Raw genomic sequence first — 24633 nt, forward strand, 5'->3', positions numbered from 1 at the left:
CTCCGATCATTTGTTATAAATATATGTTAATTTTACATCTTAGCCGTCTTTATAACAATAACTAAAATTGCAGATGTAGCCTAATTATATGTACTGCCCCTCAACGAGGGACCATTTTTTATCGTTGCGGAATATTTAAATACCAGCGTTTATCATGAAAATCTTGTGCTCCGCCTTTAGTGTTCCCTTCTGGATCATTCGTTGCCCGCATCATTACATAGACTTTCTTATTAGGAAAATTACGCATATTGAAAGATACATGATAACCAACATTTCCAGAAGTATTATAAGCTTGGTTTACATCTGGTCTATAAATTCCATCAGCTCTTACTCGAGCTAATTCTTTCCCAGTATTGTAGTCCATAATGAAAATATACTCGTATTTATAGTTAGCAATGTGCCATCCAGCCACATGCAAGTTTGCGTTTTCGATTTCCCCAAACTGATCAATGTGGGCGTAATTTGTTCCATCTGTCAGCGTAGGATTTGCTGCACCTGCTCTAGTTGGATCAATGACTGGTTTATCATCTGAAGTTGTCGGATTTTCATCGGTAAATCCATGAGCTAAATCATATGCTAATTTTTCTTTACTTACGCCCATTTCAGAAAGATAACCATAAGGATCTGTATGATCGCCCCAGATGTTTTGTGTTACCCATAAATGCGATTTGATTCCCGGTTGGTTATAAGGAGTGTCCAACGTTAATGGAATACCATATTTCATTGCTGAATCTCTAGCCAATTCAACGTATGCCTTGTAGTTTTTCTCAAACGTTGCTTTATCATGTGTGTGTTGTAACTCAATCTGCACAGGACTGTTGGCATTAGCATACGAACCAGCGCCATACTGCACATAACCAGGTTGTCCAACTTGGTAAACAATTCCACCATCTCCCACAATATAAGCAGTGTAAGCACTAGTCCATGAACGTTGCATATACTGCGCTTCATTGCGTCCTGTTGCTGTTTCATTAGCCGTTTCATGCAGTAAAATGTACTGATTATTTGCTACTTGTGAGCTACCTTCGTTTCGGCCCAAATTAAATTCATTGTTAATCGTATAGGCGAACCCATTAATTGGCAATAAAAAAAGAGCCGTTAATAGGCTCATCGCAGTAATAGTAATTTTCTTTTTCATTTGTTTCCTCCTTGATCTTTGTCTTCAGTATCATTTCGTATTTGTTGAAATACTTCTTTTAACTTATCGGGTAGCGGAAGGAATACCGAAATGTTTTCTAAAAAACTGATCCCTTCATTTGCGACATAGAACATAATAACTATTTCTCTTAGAGGTATAGAGTTTCCAACAATTTTCTGTGCTTCAACCGCAACGGCAATCACCACGAAGATTAAAACTTTCTTCAATAATCCTTCGAAACCGACCTCGCTACTTACTTCTTTTAATTTCCATGCCTTCGCAAGTCCAGTCAAGAAGTCCACACCCACAAGAAAAATTAGAACATGTAGTATATTGTCCATCCCTCCCAGTAAACCAACAATTGTCCCGCCTATCACCCCAGTCATTACTGAAAGTGTGTTTAAATATTTTTCCACTATCCATATCTCCTTTATACAAAAAGCGCACTCGTTTGAGTACGCTTCTATTCTTCGCTATTGATAATCTCGTCTGCTTCTTCATCTGTGATGCATAATGGAACAAATTCACGAACCTGTTCTTCTGTAAAACATCCCCAGTCAAACATCATTTTCACATCGCTAAAGCTAAACATACTACTCGCCTCCTTCTGATTCTGGATTTAATTGCGCTTTAATTTCTTTAATATCCTTGCTGTTTTGAAGCGAAGCAAGCATTGTCTTTGAATTGATTTGTGCTAAACTGTCAGCTTTTTCTTTCAATGCAGTATTTTCCTGTTTAATTGCTACATCGTTTAGCATGAGTTTGGCATTTAGCTGTTTTAGGTTGTCATTTTCATGTTCCAGAGCCTTGTACATCGCTTTGAGATTGTTTAAATCGTTGTGATCTAGTGCGTTTGCTAAAACAATCCATTGGTTCAATTTAGGATCAAACATCTGATCAGCAATCGTTAGTGGTTCACCATCAGCACGTACCCCTTCAAGTGGTGGCTGATCTGTGTAAGGAACTGATACAAGCATGTCGTCCAATACTTTTCCTGCGTACTCTCCGCCAGTACGTCCGTATTTCCAAATGTTTTTCATAATAAATACCTCCTCTTATTTTTAATCTCCTATTCTTTGAAAAACCGCTAGTGGACAGCTTATAAATTGTCCTGTTGTTGCTCCTGTTTCAGATGAACTTGAAACGAAATCAATGACATCGCCGACTTTTAACGAAACTTGTAGCATGCCAGAAAAGTTCCATCTATTTCTAAAACTCTGAACACCACGCGCCCAAGGAGAACCTGCAGTTGTTCCATTTACTCGCATATCTACATAGTGCCAAGCGTCAATAGCGGTTCGAACTTGTACACTCAATTGTCCATTAAAAATATACGTTCCAGCAATTTGACAGACCAATTTTTTGTCAGAGTTACGTGTAAATGCTGCTTTTGTTCCCGTAGTTTTGATTTCTGATCCAAAACCGAATACTGCCCCATTTAGATTAAAATCAGCGATTTCACCGTCTTTGTTATTAATAGTTGTGAAAGCTGTTTTATCTAAATCAGTAATTGCAGCAACTTCTTTACCTCTAACCTGCAACCCATCCTCGAAGTTTTTTAAACCTTCAACTGACTGTGGTTCGGTTAAACTAACCGTATCATTCAAGCCTTTTTCAGCATATTCAGGCGTGATGTCCCAGCTGTAATCATTGGGATTGTTGCTGTCTTTCAATCCTTCACCAAAGTATTTAAACTGACTAATATTAGGGGTTCGGGTGTTGCTTTCTTCAACCTTAAGCCAGTCAATTTTGACTTCGCCTTTTGTTTCTGCTGGGTACTGATATATAGATACCACTTTATCAGCGCCTTGATCTATATGATCTTGTTGTACTGTAAAAGTAAGCGTCCACACATCAACTAGACCTTCAACCGGCGTCATATTTCCTACATATATTGATCCACTTGCTAGATATACATAAAATTTTTGAGTAGCTGGCTTTGTGGCTTTCATAGTTACAGAATATGTTTTGCCCAATGTCCATTTTTTTAGAATACCATGGGTGTATATAGGATATTGTGTAGTGGTTATTGGAAATTTAACTTTAGGATCAGCAATATTCTCACCCAACGGTGTTTTACCTAACCAATAAGGATCCTCAAGTAAATTTGGCTGGTATGGGGTGGCTTTACTTTCAGCAGAAATAGCTTTTTCTAACTTTATGTTCTCAACCAATACGCTTCCTTTGAACGGCTCACCTGTGGTTGTGTGCAATGTCATGTACATATATACAAACTTAGATGGGTCGTTGGTTGCACTAGAGTTACCTGTCAATTGAACTTTAGTTTTTTCGTTTAGTTTCATACCAGCAGGAAAAACAAGGTTAATTAAACTAGCTCCAGTTTCTTTTCTGATATACAATCTCAATTGGTCTGTATCAGCGCCGGTTGAATCTAATATTGTAATGTCAGCGGATAAAGCATAATATGTGTTCGGTGCTAATGCTGTAATGTGTACTGTACTAGCAGATAACGATGGAGTACCATCAAAAGTAAACTTTATAGCACTACCTACCTGTTCAGCCGTCATACCTGTAGGCGTATTAAAGTCACTCGCTTTTAAATTTGGCAACAAATTCGGATTCCCCGAATAATCATAGTTCCCGAAGTCGATGCTGTTGGAGTACATCTTTTTCAACTTGCCGAGATCGCCGATTTGCTGATTGGTTTGATCAATACGATCATTTGCCTTATCAATATTAGTATTGAGAGTTGCGACATCTTGATTGGCTTTCGTGATTTTGTCGTTTGTGTCTTTTACTTTCGCATCAATCTGCGTTTCGGATTCCGCAATTTTCTGTTCAATCTCTTGCTTTCCATCAGCTAGAATTTTTTCGATTTTATCGATTATCTGGCTAAAACCATTGAAATAATAATCTTCTAGTTCTGGCGTGCTGTCATCGATTTGACTGCGTTTGATGTCAAAAGTAAAACGACCAGCTGTATCTAATGAGCAGTCGTTTGGGAAATCAATATATACGCTACCTTCTACTTTGCCGACATATCCTAAAATATTATCTGCTAATACGATAGAAACAATGCCATTCACACGATCTTCAATGGTGGCAAGATAGTCATGTTTTCCATAACCCCCTTCTGCCGTTGCAGACTTAAATATCAGACGAATAGGAACCGTAGTTCCTTCGGGTAAGCTTTGAGGAATGCCGTTTTTCCGAACTAACTTCATTCGAAGCTTGGCTGTTCCACGATCGTGCGACCAAAAAACAACATTCGTATCATTAGGCTTAGTTGCTTCTGCTTGAATCACAATGATCGATTCATTTGTTTTATAGACCATTACTACAACACCGTCCCTTTTGTAATGATCAATCCAGTAGAATCCGTTCTATGTGCTGTAGTAGCAATTGAAGTAGAACTAGATCGAATCAACCCTTGGTTAGCATATGCTAACGTATCATTTCCACTACCTTGTATTGCATTAAAAGTTACTTGGGCCATTAAGTAAGAAAAGGCAACTATCGATTGATTGACAAAAGTGCAAGCTCCATAGATATTAATATTAGACATACCTCCACCGTACACCGTATGATGAGTGAGATTTTTTACATTTTCTTTGAATGAACAATGATTCACAGCTACATATGAGCCTTGTTCTGCTGCAATTGAGTACTTTCTTCCACCGAAAACGGGAGCGTTGGCTTGATCAACAAATTCAATCCCTCTAACTTGATAGTAACCTGTGCAATACATAAACGCGATAGAGCGGACCTTTACAGGTAAATCGCTAGTACTCCCATTAATTAAACTGTCATCTTCAATTGGCCGAATATATAAACGAGAAGCTGACACGTTAGAAACAACAACATCTTCCAAATAAACTCCCGAATCGACATAAATAGTCACATTGCTTCTATTGATCAACGGAATTTGATTGACTGCAACTTGAATAGATCTGAATGGTTTTTCTTCTTCTCCAGTACCATTTACATCGCTTCCTGAATCTGCCGATACATAAATCTCATAATTTGTTCCATGCGCCGCATACAAGCGAGCAATAGTATCGTTCAACTGTTCTACTTGTTCTTTTTGATTTGTCATGTCAGTAGAAAGTTGACTAATTTCTTCATCTGATTTATTCTCGTGTGCTTTTAGACGTCCTTGCAATGCATCAAAGATTTCTCCCTTATTATTTACACGTGCATCCACCACTTCGTTTGGTGAATCACCACCCGAGTTGATTACGAGATTATCAATACGACTATTCGTTGATTTGTCTTGATCAGACAATTTCTTTTCAAGATCATTGAGGTAGTCAATGTTTTTATTGAATTTCTCTTTCCATTCTGTAGAGATACGGTTACTGATTAATTTTAATAACCCCATCAAATCACTCCTTTCTGTGCCATTTCAGCGAGTATCGACGTCATTGTTTTCTTTGTGTTGCTCAATGTGATTTCTGGTGGCTTATTTGGTATTGCTGGATACGCCTTGATTCCTACCACTTGAATGTACGTATTGATATTTAAAGGTTCATAAATGAATGGGACATGATCGCCTTTTTCGGGACTGATTTTCCATTTCAACGTTACAGATCCCGAAATACTTGGATAGTCTTGCAAGTCTGTCTTTAACCGCTCGAGCATGTTCCCTGATACGGTATACCGTTCGTCTTTAACAGGATCTTGTATCCTGATTCCCCACTTCTGTGATTCAGGACTTGTGTAAGTGATAGGAGTAAATCTATAGTCACTATCTTTAGGATTCTCAGTATTTGAGCCATCCTTCAATTTTCCATAGCCTTTGATTTGTGTTTTTAGACTGTACGTATCAATATCGAATGACACTTCATCTGTATTGTATTTATAGCGAATCTGTTCTTCCGTCTGCTGGCCGTACTCACTGGCAGGATAGAAAGTTAGATGTTTATTATTCGGAATCACGACTGCATTATAGTCAGACAGAATCTCATTGATCAGCTTCAAATAATTCGCATTACCGAAGTTTTCTTGTTCGACTGTAAGAAATTTCTTGTTTGGATCAATGACTTCCCATGTAAAGCCGCGACTACCTGCACTAAATACATGTGTGAGTAACTGGCTAATAGATCTCGCACCAGTTACTGTATTGTACTGATAGCCATCTTGAACCGTGTAATAGATATGTGTCGCAACTACTTGTTTCGTCAACAACTGTCCAAGTGCTTTGCGAGTCATTTCTTTGATCACAAATTCCTGTCCGTTGTAGAAAACTGAAGACTCGTATTCGACTAAATCAAATACTTCTTGATTCAACGAATTGCTGGTAACGGTAAAGCCAATCTCCCACGTTTCATTTTGTTGCCAGTTTTCATAAAAAGAACCCTTGTCATAACCGACAAGGATTTCTTCTTTGGTTTGTTCATAATTTCGAATAATTAAATCAGTCACTCAATCACCTACTTATATAAGAAACGGAAATCCCATGAAGATTTCACGCGAGTAATATTTTGGATCTCGATTTCATTGGCTCCCTCAACCAAATTGATTAGGCCATGATTCGTATTGATCCCACAACTTACACCGTTCAATTTTGGAATCACGCCATCCAAGACTAATGTCTGTCCGAGATTCGTAGAAAGTGATGGATAGTAAATAAATCGATCACCAGTCGTTTTATTGAAAATCGTCACATTTCCTTCTGATTCTCCTTCTAATACGATCCGCAGATAATGTTCACGTGGATCAATTTCAAAGCTTCCAGCATTGTAAATAATGAAGTGACTAGTCTGATGCGTATACTTGTAATCTTCCGCCACTAGACCTTGCGAGAATTGCCATTCTTCCTCTAGAATGAAATCCGTTAAAGTGGTTGCGATGGATTCAGCACTCCCTGATGGAATATTAAAGGTTATTTCTATCGTAGAATAATCGTTCTCTTCCTCAGTAATTTCAAAATTTGTTGGATTTACTTTGAATCTTTTCCCTGGACTTAAATCATAGGAAATGTAATATTGATAACCAACAAAAATTAGCTCATAGAACTCTGTTAATAGCAGTTCTTTATCATGCTTATTTTTGTAAAAGATATCAAAAGTCAGCACTAATTCAAAAGGACGAAAACTAGCATTAGCTTCTCTGCTACCGTTCGTCCCTTCAAAATCTTCGTAATTCACTTCATACACTGGTGCTTGACGTTTGATTTCTTTACATACAATTTTTTCTTTTCTTTGCGGATCAAACAACTTCCCATTTTGATTGAACTGTAATTTGTAAAACAATTATCAAACACCTCCATTCGTATATCGAAGTTTATTCAAATCAGAGCCCATATAATGATTAGCAGCTTGTCCAATGTCAGAAGACTTGAGACTTAAATCTTTTCCAAGAATCGCTCTAAGAATCATCATTAACTCATTATGCTGTTTTTGTTGCTGTTTAATCAAAGTTACAAGCTCTGCTGAATTATCAGCTGTATTTGTAGTGTTGGAGCGTTTCTTGTCATCGCCAGAAAGAAAAGCTAATGCTTGACCCATCAATTCAATAGCTCTTGTTTTTCTTGTCAATGGAATAACCATTTCTGGTTTATTTCCTTCTCCCGCTCGATATAGTCCGTCTTTGGTAATCAATCCGCCATTGGCATATCCATGTCCTTTCCCGATAACTTGCAACATACCTGCAATTCCGTAACGTTTCTTAGCATAATTGATTGCTGCTAACATGTTATCAAATCCGTTCATAATATTTCCGTGACCAGGAAAAGCGTTAGCTGCAAAAGTTCCGGGTTTCGTTTGAAGTAATCCTGTTGCATTGCCTTCAGCAAGCCCATCATTGCCGCCGATTGCTTTCTCATTACCACCAGATTCCGTTTGGATTTGGGACATCCAGGCATTTATATAAGCTGCTGTAGCTGGTAATCCATTCATTTTCAATGCTTTAGACACATAAGAACGCCAGCGTGCAACACCACTTCCTCCAACTCCTCCATTGAATATATCGCCAGACCCCATCGAACCGTTTAAATGAATATGATCGAAGTGATCGCCATCTGGCCAATTCGTCCATTGTCCGCTTGACCCTGTTCCAGATAATCCCATGCGGTCACGTACACGTCCATTCGTAATGACATACGCAATTTTTGAAGGGAACTTTTCAAAAGCGTAATTTGCTGCTGCTGTATATCTCGGATCTCCAGATATACCTGGATAAGCCAAGTCGATAGCTTGCCGTTTTCCGTGATAGTAGGCGTCTCCTGCTCGATATCCAGAAGTTACTGTAAGTCCGGGGAACTTACCCATTACTTTCTGTGCAACATCAACTAAATATTGATAAACACCATTGGCATTTACTGCACCATCAAAATTGCCATGAGTGAAGAATTCACTTAATTTTGATTGAAGCATTGTATTTGCAGCTTTGGACATTAATGACGTTCCTGATTTAGTCATATCAAGCCATGGTTCATTAATACCTGAAAAGTCAACTTTGCTAGTTAAGAATTCTAACATTCTTTTTTCATCATCTAACAAATCAACAATATCTAAATTGCCAATACCTTTTTCGTAGTGTGGAATATTTAAACGTTCCTTTAATTTCTTTGTTAAAGAAGCATTTAAGACCTGAGCACCTTTAGGCAAATTAACAAGAAGGTCTCTACCTTTGGCAATAAAACCACGTCCATCTGGCATCTGAACATATTCTTCGTGAACTAGGCCTTTTTGATCATTAATCATAGCAAGTCCACCAGGATGTCCATCAGTTCCCTTAGCGTATTGTGGAATTGGCCAGTTTCCGATATTCTTACTTGACTCGACTTCCTTAAGCACATAGTTAACTCCCGATATAACGCCATTAACCCCTTTGCCCATACCACCAACCATTGTATTAGCGACATTGTTCATTGTTGTAGAAAGAGAATTACCTAACGAATTCATTCCGTTTATTAAAGATTGCAACAAGAATGTCCCTGCATTGTAAAAACCACCGCTTTTAGAACGAAGGTTGTTAATCGAATCGTTACCAAGCTGATTTACACGGGCTATGAATGATCCATACAATGAATTCCAACCATTAAGATTATTTTGCTGCCACATTCGGCCATTGTTGTACATAGGAGTGTTGTAGTTTCTAAGCGTAACCATTGCTTGATTACAAAATGAATTGATTGTAGCAATAAATGTCCCAGTTAAACTATTCCATCCATTCAGTAAGTTCTTATTCCATGTTGCTCCTTGCGTATAATTAGGATTGTTTTGAAGTTTTAGCGCATTGAGATAGTTTGTAATAAAAGCCATTTCACTATTCATATATTGAGGAACCGCTGAGTTCCAACCATTCATTAGATTAGTTAACCATTGAGCTCCAATTCCTAGATACTGATCTGATTTTCCTGAAAGACTGTCCGGAATAATCGGATCGGCAACTTTTGTTTCATCTGATAGTTTAGTATCTTTAGCATTAGGCATTCCTGCCATCAGTTGAGTTCTCAATACCGTCGTTAGCTCGTTAATAGCTAAAATTAAAGCATCTAAGTTTAGCGTAGATGAAACCGTCGTTATGTTTCCTATACCATCAGCATATTTAGGTACTAGACGTTTAGTTTTAGTGGCGTTCAGTACTTTCGAACCTCTTGGTAAGTCTAAAACGACATTACGTCCTTTAGGTATAAAAGCTTCTCCGCTTGGCAAGGTTATAAGCTCTTCATAAGTAGGTCCTTTTTGATCGTTTACCATAGCTGCTCCGCCAGGATGGAAGTTCGTTCCTTTAGCATTAGGCATAGGACCTATAAAGTCAGCTGATACAGTTTTAGTAATTTTATCTGGTATTTTTGTTTGGAAGATGTTGAACGCTTCAAATGCATCTTTAGCAGCTTGTGAAGCCTCATCGTGTCCTACTGCAGTTTTATCATTAGGAAAAATATTTTTGTTGTAATTCTCTATAGAGCTTTTAGCCCCACTGATTGCCTCTTTTAAATTAACGTTATCTCCATATAGAGTTTTAAGAAGTGGCATAACTTTGTTATATTCTTCTACACTTACAGTCCCGTCTTTCACTTTAGCCAGTAAATCAATATTATTACCAAGCAAGTTTTTAACTGTGTCTGGAATTGCTTTCCATGCTTTCCATGATTCTTCTGAAGCGAATATTTTGTTTGCTAAGTCAGTATTGTCAGCTAACATATATTTTTGATTATCTGGTAATTGAGTCCATCTTCCGTATATTTCTTCTGAAGATAAAACAGTGGTAGCTAAATCTTCGTTATCTGCAAGTAATCTTTTCTCATTATCAGGAAGGTTTACCCATTGATTCCACATTCTGTCAGATGATAAAAGAACCTCTGTAAATTTAGTATTATTAGCTGAAAGAAACTTTGCATTAGATGATAACTGATTCCAACGTTTAAACATTTCTTCTGAATTAAAAAGTTTTGTAGAAAAATCTGAGTTATCTAATAACAATTCTTTTGTGGGGTTATCTAATTGAGCCCAACTATTTAATTTTTCTTCTGATCCATCGATAGCATCGTATACTTTATACGCATTCAAATCTAAATCTTTCACTTGAAGTTTGTAAGTATCCCATAGTCCCAAATTCATGAGAGTTTCACCCATAACTTCAGGAGTATTTGAAGTTAGGATTGCTTCTTTAGAAGGAATATCTAACTCATTCCATTTACCAGCATTTTCTAAAGCCTTGTATACATTTTTAGAACACTCATCTTCTAATAATGCTTCTTTTTCTTTCCATTCCATATCATCCCAATAGCCATTTTGTACTGCCGCTATGGAAATGACATCTTTTGCATTCGTTGTTAGTTTCGCATCATGAACAACAGGTTTCAGTTCATTCCATTTAGTGAAATCCTTCGTTGCTTCATTCACTACTTCTTGTACATTAGTTTTTACTTTTCCTGTTTTTTCGTCTAAAACTAAGCCATTCCAAGTTGATCCAGCATGCGTAGCCTCATCAGCTACCATACCAAGTTGTTCTGCATTTTTTTCGGCATTATCTGCTATTTCATCCGATGTTTTCTTCGCTTGGGCTAAAATCTTTTCATTACTTTCGAGAAAAACCTTTGTATACTGACCAGTATTGTCCATAGCAGCTGCCGTTTTGCTAAATAATTGACCATTTGATAAACTCACTTCGTTAATCAATTGTGGATATTTATTTGTTATAGCAGCTATTTGGCTATCGAATCCTTGATTTGTAGTTTTGATGTAATCATTCATTTCATCTTCTAATGCATCAATGAATTCTTTGCTTACTCCCTTTTCCTTTAAAGCCGCCTTTTTTTCTTCAAGCATTTGTCTATAATTTTCGGTAGTTGCAGCTTTTTGTTTCGCTAAAGATTGTAACCACGTCTTCGCTTCTTCTTCTGTAGCCTGTGCAACATCACCATTCATGGCTGATAGTATCTTTTTTCTGTCTTTAGCAGAAACATCGAGCGTATCCACATACGCTTGAGAAGTTCCTTTCATTAGATCCTGTATCTGTTGTAGTTCTGAAACAGTCAAGTCTCTGTTCTGATTTGCGGCTCTTTCTCTGATTTTTTTTATTTCTTCATTGTTGTCTTTTATTTTAGAAAGAGATTGCCCTAAGGTTTCTTCTTCTGATTCAGCTACTTCTTTCATGGCATCCTGAACTGATTGAGGTAGCCCTTTTAGTGCATCGTCTAATGCCTTTATTCTACCTGTTAAAGATGTTTCTAAAGATGTTCCAGCGGTTGCGAAATTAGCCGCCATATTATTCGCATCATCAACAGTAAATCCTTCTTTGAGAAGCCCGAATTGACCATTTGCACCTTCAATATTCTTCTGTACTCCGTCAAGAGTACTATCTATTTCCTCACCGACATCTGTTCCCCATTGCTTTACTCTTTGCGAGGAATTCCATGCTTCTTCACCAAATAATTTCCATGCTCCATAGCCAACTGCTAGTGCGCCACCAACGCCAACAATACCAAGCAGAGCAGGACCTAATAAACCTAGTGATGTTGTCATTGCGCCTATTCCGCTGGCGCCCGCAGCAGTACTTGCAGCACTAGCTGTTTTTCCCATCATAGGGACTAACCCGCCAATACCTCCAGCTCCTGCTGTCTTTGCAGCTGCAGCACCAGCTGTTGTTACCGACGATGCAAAGGCATCCATAGCCTTCTTTTCTGCTGCTTTCGCTGCTAAATCAACAAGGCTTTTCGTCAATCTTCCAGTAGTTGAAGTAACTTTACCTATTACTGAAGTACCAGTTCCTAAAAGCTTCAGCGCTGGACCAGCTGCTGCTGCTAATCCAACCCATTTGATAATGTTTCTTTGTTGATCATCACTCATAGCCGAGAAAGCTTTCGCCATATTCCCTAAGTTTTTTATCAATGGTTTCGATACATTTAGACCATCACGCAACGCGTCTACAAATGGACCTCCAAGATCGATTGCTGTATCAATCACTTCGTTTTTCAACATCTTTAGCTTTGATTCAGTTGTTTCGTATCTTTTATTAGCTTCATTTGTTAAAGCTGTATTTTGTTTCCACGCGCCGTTTCCTTTTTCAATTGCTCCTTTGAATATGTCACTAGCATTTGCAGCTCTCAATAAACTGTCGCGTAGTCGAACTTCTTTTATATCCATGTCATCCAGAACTTTGATTGCTGAAGTCCCATGTTTTTCTGAATCTTTCAGCCCTTGAATGAACTTGATGATTGCTTCTGAAGGATCACTCTTGAACAACTTCTGGAATTGTTCACTTGTAACACCTGCCACATTCGCAAAATTTTCAAGCGAACTTTTCGAATTGTCCGCTTCTTTATACATTTTCTTTAAATCAGATGAAGTGAATCCCATTTGCTCTGATACTGCTTTTAACGATTTTCCACCGTCTCTCACAGCATTTACTAAATTAACCCACGGAACACCTTGTTCTTCTGCCATCTGTTTCAGCTGATCAAAAGCGCCAAATCCTTTTTCTACAGCTAGTTGCATCTGGATCATGACCTTCGAAAAGGCAGACCCACCTGCTTCAGCTTCGACACCAACAGAGGATAGAGCAGTAGCAAATCCTAGAATTTCGCCTTGGCTCATTCCAATCTGTTTACCAGCACCCGCTAACCGCAGTCCCATTTCAGTGATTTCTGATTCGGTTGTAGCAAAATTGTTACCTAGATCAACAATGACTGATCCTAATTTATCAAAGTCTTTTTGAGACATTTGGGTTATATTAGCAAATCGTGCTAAAGAAGTTGCCGCAGTTTCAGCCGACATATTAGTCGATTCACCCATGTCTATCATCGTTTTAGTGAAGCTAACTACGTTTTCAGTCTTTATTCCTAATTGCCCAGCGGCTTCGGCTACATTTGCTATTTCTTGATGGCTACCAGGTAATTGGGTGGCAAGATTACGCAGACCTTTCTCTAAGTCGCTATAGGAATAAACTACGTTCCCATTCGAGTCTACAACTTCATCATTAGTCTTTTTTACACCTGCAAAAGCACTTTCCCATGAAATAGCTGCACTAGTAACAGCAGTTGCACCTGCCACTATCGGAGCTGTTACTCCAACAGTTAGGGCAGATCCTATCCCAGAAACTCCTTTACCAAAGGCTTCAATTTTTTTCCCAGAATTAATCAATACATCAGAATTAGCCTTTAGTTTCCCCGTAAACCCTTCCGTTTCCACTTTCATCCGAGCAATCTGTCCAACAGTTGTTTTCATCTGAGATTCGTAACTTGCTGATCTAGCTGTTGCTTGATTCAATTGATTAGCGTATTTAGCAGTCGAAGCAGTAGCGTTTCCGTTAGAGTCAAAACTATCCTTATAAGCCTTAGTGAGCAATTCTACTTGCTTTTCATTTGCTTGTAGAACTCCGCCTAAACCAATGTATTTTGCTTGTAAAGCACCGAGAGAATCCCCTGAAGAGTTCATTACTTGCATCTGTGATTTCATTGCTTTCATTTGATGGTTAACAGCGTTTTTAGCTCCGGCTAGACCTTTTGAAAAGGCTGAACTGTCTAAGTCTAGTTTGATAATCATATTGCCTAAAGGTTTTCCATTTGCCATATGTTTACCTCCTCTCTACATGGATTTCAAGAAGTCTTTAAGATCAACTTCTTTTTGTTTCTCTTTCTTAGGCGAAGTGCACGCAATTTTCATCATCATTTCAAAGGAATTATCTTCTATGTCAGATAGTGACCATCCCGCTTTCACTAACTCTCTGCATAGGTTTAAGTACATTTCTTCTGCTTCTTCGGGTGTTACTTTTTTGCGTCTGGGTCTGGATTGCTTTCAATCCCCATTACTTCTCCTAGGATGTCGTCCAATGTGCTCATTACCTTCTCAGATGGTAAGCCATCAAGAATTTGTTCAGCTGTCAATTTGCTATCCCTGAAGATACCTACAGCAAAATCCAAATAAATGTCTAAACGATTCCAAATCATTACTCCATCTTCATTTAGCTTTTTGATTGTTTCTAAAGCTTTTCGATAATCTTTCCCTGTTGTGTCTATGTTTTCATAGACTTTCTTTCCTGATTCTTCTTTCAATTCAATTCTTACTTTTGCCATTTAGATTCCTCCATTATTTTCCAAATAAAAAAGCTAGTCCGAAGACTAGCCCGCTGCTTTTTCAATAACTGTAATAGTACATTTTGCTACTTTACCGCCATCCGTAGTAGTAAATGAAACTTCTGTAGTTCCGCCAACTTCAGCGTCTGTTTTTACTGTAACGTTGCCTCCAGTAACCGTAGCTACAGCTGTATTCGAACTGCTCCAGTTTCCTGTTTTGTCTGTTGCATTTGCTGGTGTTACAGTAGGAGTTAATTTTAAGGTTCCGCCTTGTTCAACTTCAGCTGTCGTTTTATCCAACGTCACACCAGTAACTGAAATTGGAAGAGTGGTGAATGCAGGAATATCTACTTTTACTGATTCTTGACCTCCGACCACACGCGTAGCTTGATAATCTCCTTTAGCAACTTGAGTATTTGCTGCAATTCCAGTAATAGAAAGTGGACTTTCACCCTCTGCGACTTTTGTAAATTCAGTACCATTTTTTTTATAGATTTTAAATGTATCTGGCATAGTTATCCTCCTAACTTAATTCAACTGTTGCCCCATTAATAGTGGGAGTGATTGCTCCAACAACGGGGCTAGTTACTCCCCCGCTGTAGGAAATACCATCTCTTTCAAAGCAGTAATAGAAGCTTCTTCGTCTCCAACATATTTTGCGACTGTTTGGCCTTTAGCATCACCTTCAACATCATTGGCAATCGCTGAAAATACATATTCTTCTGCTTCTGGTTCGAAAGCTTCATTTGTCGTAGTGTTAAGATTAATAGATTCCCGACTGAATTTTCCTTTGAACATCGCAAGCATCGCTGTATCGCCGTTCAAATCCTCCGATTCCATCAAAATTGCACAATATGGTGGCTCAGTATCTTCTCCTAAGAAGCTAATTTTGTTTGTATCAGTTTTGTAACCAAGAATTTTGTCATTTACTTCTGTTGGTAAATCTAACAATCCAAAAGTAGCTGAAACATCGCCTGTTCCTTTTTGAGAGACATAGTAAGCGATGTTCGATCCGTAAACTTTTGATGGTTCTTTTGATAGCCCACTGATTTCAGCAGATACAGTTGCTCCTTCGTCTTGTTTACCTTCAATTACATATAAATTTGCTGCTGGAATCTTCCCTGTGCTGTCAAAGACCCCGATTGTCATTTTTTTGAATCCTACTAAAGTCATAAAATTTTCCTCCTAATTTTGGGTAATAAAAAAAGACACGTTGTTTTCGTGTCTTAATTTCTAATATTCGGTATCATAAATTTTTGTATTTCCTTCGTAACGGCGCGCATCTACAAAGCGTTTTGTTTCAGAAAAATATTCATCTAATCCTTTCCCGGAAATTTGGCCAAAGCCTAGTTTTTTCATCTCTTTTTTTATCTCATATTGAATCTGCTTACATGTTGTTCTATATTTCGATTCAACGTCAATCTGTATCATATGCTCCACAGAAAGCTCTTTGTTACTTCCGTGGTACGCTTCGTTAGGTGTATCTACAGGACGAATTGTGATCATTGGACCTGTTTTATCGGCGGTTTCAGGCTGCTCATAAAATTTAATACGATATTGTTCGGTATTCTCGTTGTAGGTCATTGAATGAATATACTCATTCAAACAAAGAGCCTCGTAAATGATATTAAGCATATCTTTCATAAACTCTTTTTAACCTCCTCCCCTACAGCATCAAAGTACAACGGCTCGGAATTCTTAAGTGATTTTGTTATTACACCGAATCCTCTCGGTCTAATTTGTTTGCCCTTTCGTGTATATCCCCATTCATTCAAATGAATGATTCTATATCGTTGATGTGGACCATTCCAACCGATTTCAGCTTCTGCCTTGTAATCTCTATACGTAGCGTTCTTGCGAACAACCTCATCGATCGTATAACCTTTGTCTTTAAAAACGGTCATGTCCGTTTGCAACTGTTTTTCTACTTTTTCAGCGCCAACATTGATTGCTTTTTTTGTTAATGTCTTAGTTTTCTTTTCTCCAAACTTTTTCTCTAAAGCTTGGATTGTTTCTTGAACGCCTTCAAACTTTACGTTACTCATCGTTTATCACCGCTAATAAAAGTGTGACAAACTCATTTGAGGCTAAATCATGTCGTACTTCCACGATATTCCATCTGAGTCCGGAATATCGATAATCAATTATTTCTGCGAAATCTTTATTGTCCGGAGTATACTTTTTTCTCGGATCACGCATCACCAGAGTGACAGCCAACTTACTATCTAATCCATTCAAAACTTCAAGGTCCTTCATTGATGGATCGTATATTTCAGCTCTTGTTTTATACAATATTTTTTCCTCATCATTACCGGGTTCAGGCCCATTTGAAGGTTTATATTGATAAAAGAAAACTTTTGTATTTAATTTTCTTGTACTAGACCTTTTCAGTGGACTCACCTTCTTTGAATACTTTATAACTCGCTTTGAGTTGAAGAATAAGAGAGTTGAAGCCTAAATCATACTCTCTTAAACCTCCAGTTGCATTCGCTGTTTCAATGGTAGCTGAGCGTGCATGATAGTAATGATCCGTCAGCATCAAGATAGAAAGGTTTAAAAGATCTGTGGAATCGTTATCTGTTTCATAAAAAGAAGGCTTATCTTGTCCGATAGCTCCTTTGATGTATGCAATAGCAGCTGCCGCAGATCGTTTAATGCCAGTATTATCGTCAGAAAAATCTTCACGAATCGCCTCTTTAATTTCTTCTAAATCTTGTTCATTTTTAGGATCTAGAATCATGAATACACCGCCTAACTAAGTTCGATAGTTGCCCCATCTGCAGTCGGGGTCACTTTCCCGACGACTGCCGGGGCTACGCTTTTTTTATCGTAGCTAGACGGAATGCTGACGCTAGTTTGATTTGATGATCGAACCATGCTGTGACAACAAACAAATTAACACCTGTTTTCACGTCTTTATCTTGTTCGTACGTCGCACCGATATCGTAGTTAAAGTGTGAGTATGAAAAATCTCCGATAACAGGGGTAACAGCAGCATCAGTAAAGATTACTGGTTTACCTAAAATTTGTTCAGGTTGTGCTGTATAAAGAGTGGCACTTCCGTTAGCTAGGGTTTCGATGATATTTAAATAATCGGCATATTTCATCATGATTTTTGCATTTTCACGATAGTCTTCGTGTAGATCGGCAATAGCAGCTTTAATTGCTTTGTATAAATCTTCACCTTCGATTTTTTTAATGTTTACTTCCGTTTCGTCATAAAAACTCATATGTTCTTCGCCAGTTTTAGGAGTTGTAGCAAACGCAACTTTACGCTCTTTTGCAGCTACACCAGACTGTAAATTACGCTCTACAGTTGAAACTAAATTCGTATTTGTTCCAGCTAAGATAGTTTCAGAAATACCAGTAAAAACTTTAAACTTATGACGTCCAAAAGCTACTGTATCCCCTTTTGCTTTCAGTTCTTTTGCTGTCTCCATATCTGCAATAAAATCATCATCATCCAATGTGAAAGAAACTTTTGGAATTTCTAGATTAGGAATATTTGTGATAGCTGAAACATCTCTTAATGGATTTTTTACAATCGGTTCAGAGATAATGTCGGTAGCTACTGTTTTAGGTAAGAATTTCCCACCTTTTGATGCATCATCATCGCCTAATACTTGTAAAACATCTGATGGAACAGCTTCTTTTGCAATGGTTTTGCGAATCAATTCTGCTTTTGCATCAATTACTTTTTGTTTAGGATTTTCAGAAGTAGTAAATTGTCCTTTTAACAAATTAGCCTTTTGTTCTGCTTCCATTTGGTCGTGTTGAGTTTTGATAATATCGAAACGTTGCTGTAAATCATCTTTTGATTTTTGCATTTGAACTAACTCTTCAGCGCTCGTCCCTGGATCTGTTGCTTTTTGCATAATCGTATCGTTTTGTTTTTGAATTTGCTGTCCTAATGTAGCTAAATCTTGTTTTAATTCATACAGTGTTTTCATTTATAATCCTCCTAGAATTGTGCCTATCAAGGCTTTGTTTTGTTTTGCATGTTCAACGATTTTTTCTATTTTTTCTTGGTCTCTCGAGTCTTCTTGTCTAGAGTCCAAAAGTTTTTCTGGAACTTTTTGATACGTTTCAAACAGTTTTTGACTGATTGAAGCTGTAACTTGATTAGCTGACTCAACCACATCGCAAAGACCGTAATTGTATGCTTCTTGAGCAGACATCCAAGTTTCTTCGTCCATAATTTGTTTTATTTTTTCTTCTGTTAACTTTTCACCAGCTTTTGCTAAATACGTAACTACAGAAGATTCAGCTATTTTGTCCAAATCATCTGCTTGTTTACGTAGCTCTTTGGCATTTCCCATTGAAATTGTCCAAGGATTGTGGATCATTAACATGCTGTTCTCAGGCATAATGACTTCATCACAGCTTGCTACAATCACACTGGCAATTGATGCCGCTAAAGCATCCACATGAGCTACAACACGTGCTTTGTGCTGTCGCAACATATTTCCAATTGCAATTCCTTCAAAAACAGAACCACCTGGTGAATTTATGTGAAGATTAATCTGGCTAACTTCTCCAAGCTCCTTCAAATCTTTTTGAAAACTTGCTGCAGTAGTGTCTGTGTCGTCCCATTTGAAGGAGACAATTTCTCCAAATATAAAAACATCTGCTTCATTTTGATTAGCAGACTGTTTGCATTCCCAAAACTTTTTCATTTCAACCCTCCTTTCAAGGCAAAATAAAAAAGACCTAACTATTTTTAGTTACGTCTGTTTCACTAGATTTATTCGATTTTCTTAATGTTGGATCCATTTCTTGCGGATACATATCACCTGAAATCCATAGATCAGCAGCTTTTCCACCTCGTGGAGGCATTTCTTCTAACATTCTTGCCTCGTCAGGAGACATCCAACCATCGCGTATTCCGCCATGGTAAAACTTTTGACGTGCATCACTGTCTCCACGAAGTAATCCCATCATGTTAAATTTAAAATAATAACCTTTTATTCTTTCGTTTTTTTGAAGTATTTTCTTATTAAACTCTCTTTCATATTGCTTCACAATCGGAGTAAGTGTCATATTAACGAATAGTTGCATCAATTGTTCATTTGAAGAAAAGCTGCTACTGTCAGAGTTCAAGAAAATGCTAGGAACGTTATAAACATTAGCAATACGATCTCGAGTAATTTCTTCAGTGATTTTCATGTCAGTTGCTACAAAGTTCCGTTTCATTTCTTCAATAGTTACACCCGGTTCTTGGAAAAGCACGCCACCGTTTTCTTCATAGAAACGTCTAAAATCTTCCACAACGGCTTTTCTTTTTTCTTCATCAACGCTAGTGGCATAAGTTAAAATGAATGAATCTCGTAAGGATTGCATTTCTTTTAAAGAAAATTCACGAACCGCTTTATCAAAATCATTTGAATTTTTTAATACTTGGATTGGACTTATTCCCTTCCAATTTCCATTTCCCGCAATATGTCGTACATGAATAACATCAGTATTATGAAAATAGAATGTTTTGCCATCATTATTCACTTGATACCATAATTCTTTACTATCCTGTTCAATTACCGGTTCAACATAATTTGGATTGAAAGGGACCAATGTATCAAATTGCCCTCTAAAGTCTCTAATAATCAAAGCATAGCCGTTTCCATTTGTATTCCTGCTAACTTCAAGTACATTAATTATTTGGTCCAAAGTTTGATTTTTGTTAGGAAAATATATTAATCGGTCCATAGACTCATCAAATTGTTGATCGTAATTCAGATATTTTTTGAATGGTAGACTAGACAATGTATTACTTAAACGAGATACGACCGAAAAAATATTTTCATTGGTTTCAAGAGTTGAATTTTCTATTCCAAAAAAAGTCTTACCAAACCAAGCCTTGAAATTACTACTAGTTGAGTAATCTTTTATAATTGCCTGTTTGATAAATTTTGGAGTTACCCTATTAACCACTTTTTGAAACTTATTCATTATTTACCTCCCCTCATCATTTCTCTGACGCTTATAAAACCAATGGTTCCGCTCTGTTTAGATTTTGTAGCAAACATTTCAACTACGCTGACATGACTATTCAATACAGCGGCAAAGCCATCTATTTTTCTATTTTTTGATTGTTTAGTAGGCATCCAGTTATTATTTCTATCTTGCACTAACTTTACATTCGATAAATACCAGCGAAAAATTTTCTGCCGGTTATAAATGACCTTGCCATCTAAAAAGCGTTCTTTTAGATCCTTCATCGGACCGCCAAGAGTTGTAAAACCTTGAATAGCTTCTTCCATCACAAACCCGTAGTCAATCATTTGCCGATTCAAAATCAAACTGTTTCTCCTGTCATATCTGATTTTCAGTATTTTATATTTTTTTGATTGTTCAACAAACCAGTCAAAAACAAACTGGTAATCGACATAACTGCCTGGTGTCACAGTTAGATCACCTGATTTTATCCAAGCATCCAACCGTTGTTTATTATTGTCGTTGTTATATCTCTCTTGCGAAATCCAACTATGTTCTAGAACTGCTATTTCTCCAGTTTCGTAAATAGGAAATTCTAAATTAGCCGACGTGAAATCTTGTGTTTCTGATAAATCATATCCTCCAACACATTCTTCACCTTCCATGATTTCCCAATCAATTATTTTGTTATTCTTATTGATTGTCTGCATATCTAGAAACGATAGTTCGTCTATATCAGAAAATAGATTGAACTGCTTAGTAATCCAGTCCGCTCGTTCCTGGGGACTATTACGCTCTGTTTTCCAATCAGTTACCAAATCAACAAATGACATCAATCCGATATTTGGATTAGCTTTGATCCAATTTCTTGGATCATCCGCTTCAGAAACATCATCTAGCTTTGCTACAAAATAAAAAACTCGTTCATCTAGTCCATCTTCGAGATGTTCTAAACAATCGAGTGCATTGTCATAATATTGCATAAGCGGCCCATCAAGAACATAACCAGCTGTAGTTATATATACGATCAGCGGTTGTCTTCGTGTACCACGAGATTTTTTTATGACATTGATCAATTTGAAATTAATGAATTCATGAATTTCATCAAAAATCGCAAAATGAGTGTTTAAGCCATCCAGCTTTTTACTATCAGATGCTCGAGCTTCCATTTTAGAGAAAGTAGCCTCATCTTTAATTAAGGATCTTTGTGGCTTATATTTTTTATCCAAACGCGGCGATTGTTTCACCATTTCTTTGGTTTTATCGAACAAAATAGAGGCTTGATCTTTTGCATTGGCCAACACATAGACATTGGCACCTTGTTCATGATCATATCCAAGCATGTAAGCAGATAGCCCACTGATAAGAGATGTCTTTCCATTTTTACGACCAACGAATGTCAAAGCTTCACGAAAACGTCGAATTCCTGTGTCTTTATGAATCCATCCGAACATCGAACCGATGATAAAATGTTGCCATGGTTGCAAAATAAATCGGTCAAAGTCACCTTCAGTCGGGCGGCAATTATCTTCAATAAAACGAATGGGACGATGTCCAATTTCTTCATCGAAAATCCACGGAAATTCTTCTGTTCCTTGCCGTTCTAAATCTAATACATGACGTTTAGCAGCCAGGATGTTTTCTTTACTCGCTGGTATAGATCCATCAATCAATCGTTCAGCGTACCAAGTAGTCAACAGTTCAGGATATGGTTCTAATAAGATTCCTCCCCATGTAGCTTGTTCTTCTTTGTAATCAGCCCACCATCTTTCAAGTTCTGAATATGATAATGACATCAAGTCCATTCATCATCATCCTCGCTTTGAGCCATTTTTATAGCTAATTTAGCTCTTGCTGAAGGCGATAATCCTAAATCACTTCCAAAGGATCGCATGTTTTTTGAACAAGTGTCTAATTGTTTGATTAAAGGATTACCTATTCCTTCTGGATCATCTTTTTGCGCCTTAGCTGCTTGTTCTTGTAAAGTTAAATGTTCGGAATACCAATAACAGTACATCGCTAATGGATAAACATCACCATTTGTTATTAATTCAATTTCGAGTAATTCCTCTTTAAGAAAATCAAATGCTTTCTTAGCGTTTTTGTTTAACCAGCCAGGAGCTCTAATATTGTCACTTTTCATTTGCAATCTTTCTTCAGCTTCTGCGCGCTTCTTCAATTCATTAACGTTCTTTTTATTGGGATTTTTTTGTAAGAGCTGTAATTTTGCACTTTTTGCTGGTTGCGGCATTTTATCACCTTCTTTCATGGTAGAATTAAAAATAAAAACGGAGTGAAAGTTATGATTACAATCAAAGATACTCAAGCAATGGAAGAACATTTAAACAGGACTTACAGTGATACCCGGACATCTAGAATGTTTGGGATAATGCTCGCGCGTCCTCATTCTCTAAATGCTTCATTCATAAAAGATAATTATTGTTACTGGAATGAATTTTCAGGGAAAGATATTGATATTTTTTGGGCTGGGTATGGAGCATATAATCCCGAAGACAAAGACTTAATACAGGTTGAGGTGTCTGGTAATCCTCATTATTTACAGTTCAGCAATAAATCATTTCTTGAAGTAAAAAACGCTATAAAGAAAGTAATTCCGAAGTTAAAGTATACTGATACTTACCCTATTTTAGTATTGGTAGATTATAAACAAGGTAAGATTTGCTATGAAGATGCAATTGTTCTTAAGCTTGTAGATGATAAGGAACAAATCGAAACTAGTATTAATAGTACGATGGAATTTATACTAAATTTAGTAAGTGATTCTGGTTCTGTATCTGATTTTCATAAACTTGTTATTAAATGCGTAAATCAAAAAAATAAAATCAATATTACAGATAAAGTCCTGAATATTGCTAGTCTCGTGCTACAGTAAAAATATTGAAAAGCGGTATTTGTGTGAAGGAGGGAGCTCACCGGTCTTGGCGCCCTCCTGTCTCTACTTTTCTAAATAGGGGGGCTACTTGCCTTTACTTCTTCTAAGTTCTATTTCCACTCGTAAACTCTCACACGCTAATCTAGGTGTCGCTAGAACTTGGTGATTAGTCTCACGAGGTGCATAGGTTGATTCTATAATTACAGTTCCGTCCAAAACATCCGTTTTTAATTTATTAATTCCTTCAATGAGATGATCTAAAGACTCAATCTGTTTATTTTTTGCATTACTCTCTTGTTGCATAGAACTTCACTACCTTTCTTTTCGTCTTAACTTTCTTTTCTCCTCCTGATCTCTCAGGATGTTCTTTGTTATGGCAAGCAAGGCAAACAAGCTCTAGGTTATTAATGTCCCAGAACTTAGTTATATCTTCTCTTGCTTCAATTATGTGATGGACAACTATCCCTCTTGTGACTATCCCTCGACGTTGACACTCTTGGCATACACCAAAGTCTCTTGCTATAACTAGTTCTCTAAGCTTCCTCCACTTGTTCATCTTATAGAGTTTGTCTATCTCGTCTCTAGGTCTAGCTTCTTTCATTTACATATCTCTCTTGTGCCCAATGATTTTTCTATCTAAGTACTTGTTATTATGTGAATCATAATATTCAATAGTGATGTCGTTAGCTCCTTTTGGTACTTGGCATTCATATTCTTCCGTATGCCAATGATAAGTAATATCGACAAGACCTATCGGCATCTCATCCATTCGTTGACCTTTATAATAAACTTCTGGTACTGAGTCAGTATCTCTTAGTTTGATTTCTAGAAGGTTCGTATTACTTCCATCATCTAACGTCAATTCAGCAATCCTCTTTTTGATCTGTTGAATTACTTTTCTTCCTGTCTCACCTGTCATTGGTACTACCGTCTCATATCCAGTAAACTCGCAAGTAAAGCGTTCAATAGCATAAGCGTTTTGAAGTGGCTTAGCACTAAGAACAGCTGGATTATTGCTATAATAACGATCAACTAATAACTTCCCTATAGGAATGGCATCTAAAGCTCTATCAGTAAACACTAAAGCATCGGGATAATCTTCTTGGATTTTATAAGCTAGATTTGGTGTAGTTACAATGTTATACCCTTCCCTGATATAATCTTTTAATTTCATAGTTTCCCTCC

General features: G+C 37.3%; 24 protein-coding genes. 1 reads left to right on the plus strand and 23 read right to left on the minus strand.

Annotation, left to right across the window (positions count from 1 at the left end; all coding sequences use genetic code 11):
- Nucleotides 1-118: 118 nt before the first annotated feature.
- The 21 genes from HMPREF2988_RS07285 to HMPREF2988_RS07380 form a co-directional block, all read right to left on the minus strand.
- Nucleotides 119-1138, minus strand: a complete 1020-nt coding sequence (locus HMPREF2988_RS07285) for a peptidoglycan recognition protein family protein (RefSeq protein ID WP_070770315.1) — start codon at nt 1136-1138, stop codon at nt 119-121.
- Nucleotides 1135-1554, minus strand: a complete 420-nt coding sequence (locus HMPREF2988_RS07290) for a phage holin family protein (protein ID WP_240186352.1) — start codon at nt 1552-1554, stop codon at nt 1135-1137. The genes HMPREF2988_RS07285 and HMPREF2988_RS07290 overlap by 4 nt, the downstream gene beginning before the upstream one ends.
- Nucleotides 1555-1601: 47 nt before the next feature.
- A complete protein-coding gene (locus HMPREF2988_RS13315) occupies nt 1602-1730 on the minus strand; it encodes an XkdX family protein (RefSeq protein ID WP_083314616.1) in 129 nt (42 codons plus the stop codon).
- A 1-nt stretch (nt 1731) separates the two neighbouring features.
- Nucleotides 1732-2178, minus strand: a complete 447-nt coding sequence (locus HMPREF2988_RS07295; RefSeq protein ID WP_070770316.1) for a hypothetical protein — start codon at nt 2176-2178, stop codon at nt 1732-1734.
- Nucleotides 2179-2199: 21 nt separating this feature from the next.
- Nucleotides 2200-4434, minus strand: a complete 2235-nt coding sequence (locus HMPREF2988_RS07300) for a BppU family phage baseplate upper protein (RefSeq protein ID WP_070770317.1) — start codon at nt 4432-4434, stop codon at nt 2200-2202.
- Between the two features lie 2 nt (nt 4435-4436).
- On the minus strand, nt 4437-5480 hold the full coding sequence (locus HMPREF2988_RS07305) for a hypothetical protein (RefSeq protein WP_070770318.1): 1044 nt from the start codon (nt 5478-5480) through the stop codon (nt 4437-4439).
- Complete coding sequence (locus tag HMPREF2988_RS07310; RefSeq protein WP_070770319.1) at nt 5480-6523, minus strand: phage tail protein; 1044 nt, start codon at nt 6521-6523, stop codon at nt 5480-5482. Before HMPREF2988_RS07310 ends, HMPREF2988_RS07305 begins: the two co-directional genes overlap by 1 nt.
- Nucleotides 6524-6531: 8 nt before the next feature.
- Nucleotides 6532-7353, minus strand: coding sequence for a phage tail domain-containing protein (locus HMPREF2988_RS07315; RefSeq protein ID WP_016631248.1), 822 nt, complete (start codon nt 7351-7353; stop codon nt 6532-6534).
- Nucleotides 7354-7356: 3 nt separating this feature from the next.
- Nucleotides 7357-14121 carry a phage tail tape measure protein gene (locus HMPREF2988_RS07320; RefSeq protein ID WP_070770320.1) on the minus strand — a complete coding sequence of 2255 codons (6765 nt, stop codon included), beginning with the start codon at nt 14119-14121 and terminating at the stop codon, nt 7357-7359.
- Nucleotides 14122-14315: 194 nt separating this feature from the next.
- The gene (gpG, locus tag HMPREF2988_RS07325; RefSeq protein WP_002337251.1) at nt 14316-14624 is read right to left on the minus strand and encodes a phage tail assembly chaperone G; all 309 of its coding nucleotides are present in this window, start codon (nt 14622-14624) and stop codon (nt 14316-14318) included.
- 45 nt (nt 14625-14669) lie between these two features.
- On the minus strand, nt 14670-15137 hold the full coding sequence (locus tag HMPREF2988_RS07330; protein ID WP_016631246.1) for an Ig-like domain-containing protein: 468 nt from the start codon (nt 15135-15137) through the stop codon (nt 14670-14672).
- 72 nt (nt 15138-15209) lie between these two features.
- Complete coding sequence (locus HMPREF2988_RS07335) at nt 15210-15797, minus strand: major tail protein (protein ID WP_016631245.1); 588 nt, start codon at nt 15795-15797, stop codon at nt 15210-15212.
- A 60-nt stretch (nt 15798-15857) separates the two neighbouring features.
- Nucleotides 15858-16268 (minus strand): hypothetical protein, encoded by a 411-nt coding sequence (locus HMPREF2988_RS07340; RefSeq protein WP_016631244.1) that lies wholly within the window; start codon nt 16266-16268, stop codon nt 15858-15860.
- On the minus strand, nt 16265-16669 hold the full coding sequence (locus tag HMPREF2988_RS07345) for a hypothetical protein (protein ID WP_016631243.1): 405 nt from the start codon (nt 16667-16669) through the stop codon (nt 16265-16267). Before HMPREF2988_RS07345 ends, HMPREF2988_RS07340 begins: the two co-directional genes overlap by 4 nt.
- Nucleotides 16662-16916 (minus strand): phage head-tail adapter protein, encoded by a 255-nt coding sequence (locus tag HMPREF2988_RS07350; protein WP_225610375.1) that lies wholly within the window; start codon nt 16914-16916, stop codon nt 16662-16664. Before HMPREF2988_RS07350 ends, HMPREF2988_RS07345 begins: the two co-directional genes overlap by 8 nt.
- Nucleotides 16917-17001: 85 nt before the next feature.
- Nucleotides 17002-17364, minus strand: coding sequence for a head-tail connector protein (locus HMPREF2988_RS07355; RefSeq protein ID WP_002318060.1), 363 nt, complete (start codon nt 17362-17364; stop codon nt 17002-17004).
- A 73-nt stretch (nt 17365-17437) separates the two neighbouring features.
- On the minus strand, nt 17438-18574 hold the full coding sequence (locus tag HMPREF2988_RS07360) for a phage major capsid protein (protein ID WP_016631241.1): 1137 nt from the start codon (nt 18572-18574) through the stop codon (nt 17438-17440).
- Nucleotides 18575-19300, minus strand: a complete 726-nt coding sequence (locus HMPREF2988_RS07365) for a head maturation protease, ClpP-related (protein WP_070770321.1) — start codon at nt 19298-19300, stop codon at nt 18575-18577.
- Between the two features lie 34 nt (nt 19301-19334).
- Complete coding sequence (locus tag HMPREF2988_RS07370; protein ID WP_016631239.1) at nt 19335-20570, minus strand: phage portal protein; 1236 nt, start codon at nt 20568-20570, stop codon at nt 19335-19337.
- Nucleotides 20570-22360, minus strand: a complete 1791-nt coding sequence (locus HMPREF2988_RS07375; protein WP_016631238.1) for a terminase large subunit — start codon at nt 22358-22360, stop codon at nt 20570-20572. The genes HMPREF2988_RS07370 and HMPREF2988_RS07375 overlap by 1 nt, the downstream gene beginning before the upstream one ends.
- A complete protein-coding gene (locus HMPREF2988_RS07380; protein ID WP_025481918.1) occupies nt 22351-22806 on the minus strand; it encodes a phage terminase small subunit P27 family in 456 nt (151 codons plus the stop codon). Before HMPREF2988_RS07380 ends, HMPREF2988_RS07375 begins: the two co-directional genes overlap by 10 nt.
- Before the next feature lie 51 nt (nt 22807-22857).
- Between HMPREF2988_RS07380 and HMPREF2988_RS07385 the strand changes: the two genes are divergently transcribed.
- Nucleotides 22858-23448, plus strand: coding sequence for a hypothetical protein (locus HMPREF2988_RS07385; RefSeq protein WP_016631236.1), 591 nt, complete (start codon nt 22858-22860; stop codon nt 23446-23448).
- Between the two features lie 286 nt (nt 23449-23734).
- Here HMPREF2988_RS07385 and HMPREF2988_RS07395 read toward each other — a convergent pair whose 3' ends face one another.
- Complete coding sequence (locus HMPREF2988_RS07395; protein ID WP_070770323.1) at nt 23735-24049, minus strand: HNH endonuclease; 315 nt, start codon at nt 24047-24049, stop codon at nt 23735-23737.
- Entirely contained in the window at nt 24050-24622 is a 573-nt protein-coding gene (locus tag HMPREF2988_RS07400) for a hypothetical protein (protein ID WP_070770324.1), read from the minus strand.
- Nucleotides 24623-24633 lie beyond the last annotated feature (11 nt).

It is taken from the genome of Enterococcus sp. HMSC061C05, from assembly GCF_001814765.1.
Taxonomy (GTDB): Bacteria; Bacillota; Bacilli; order Lactobacillales; family Enterococcaceae; genus Enterococcus_B; species Enterococcus_B lactis.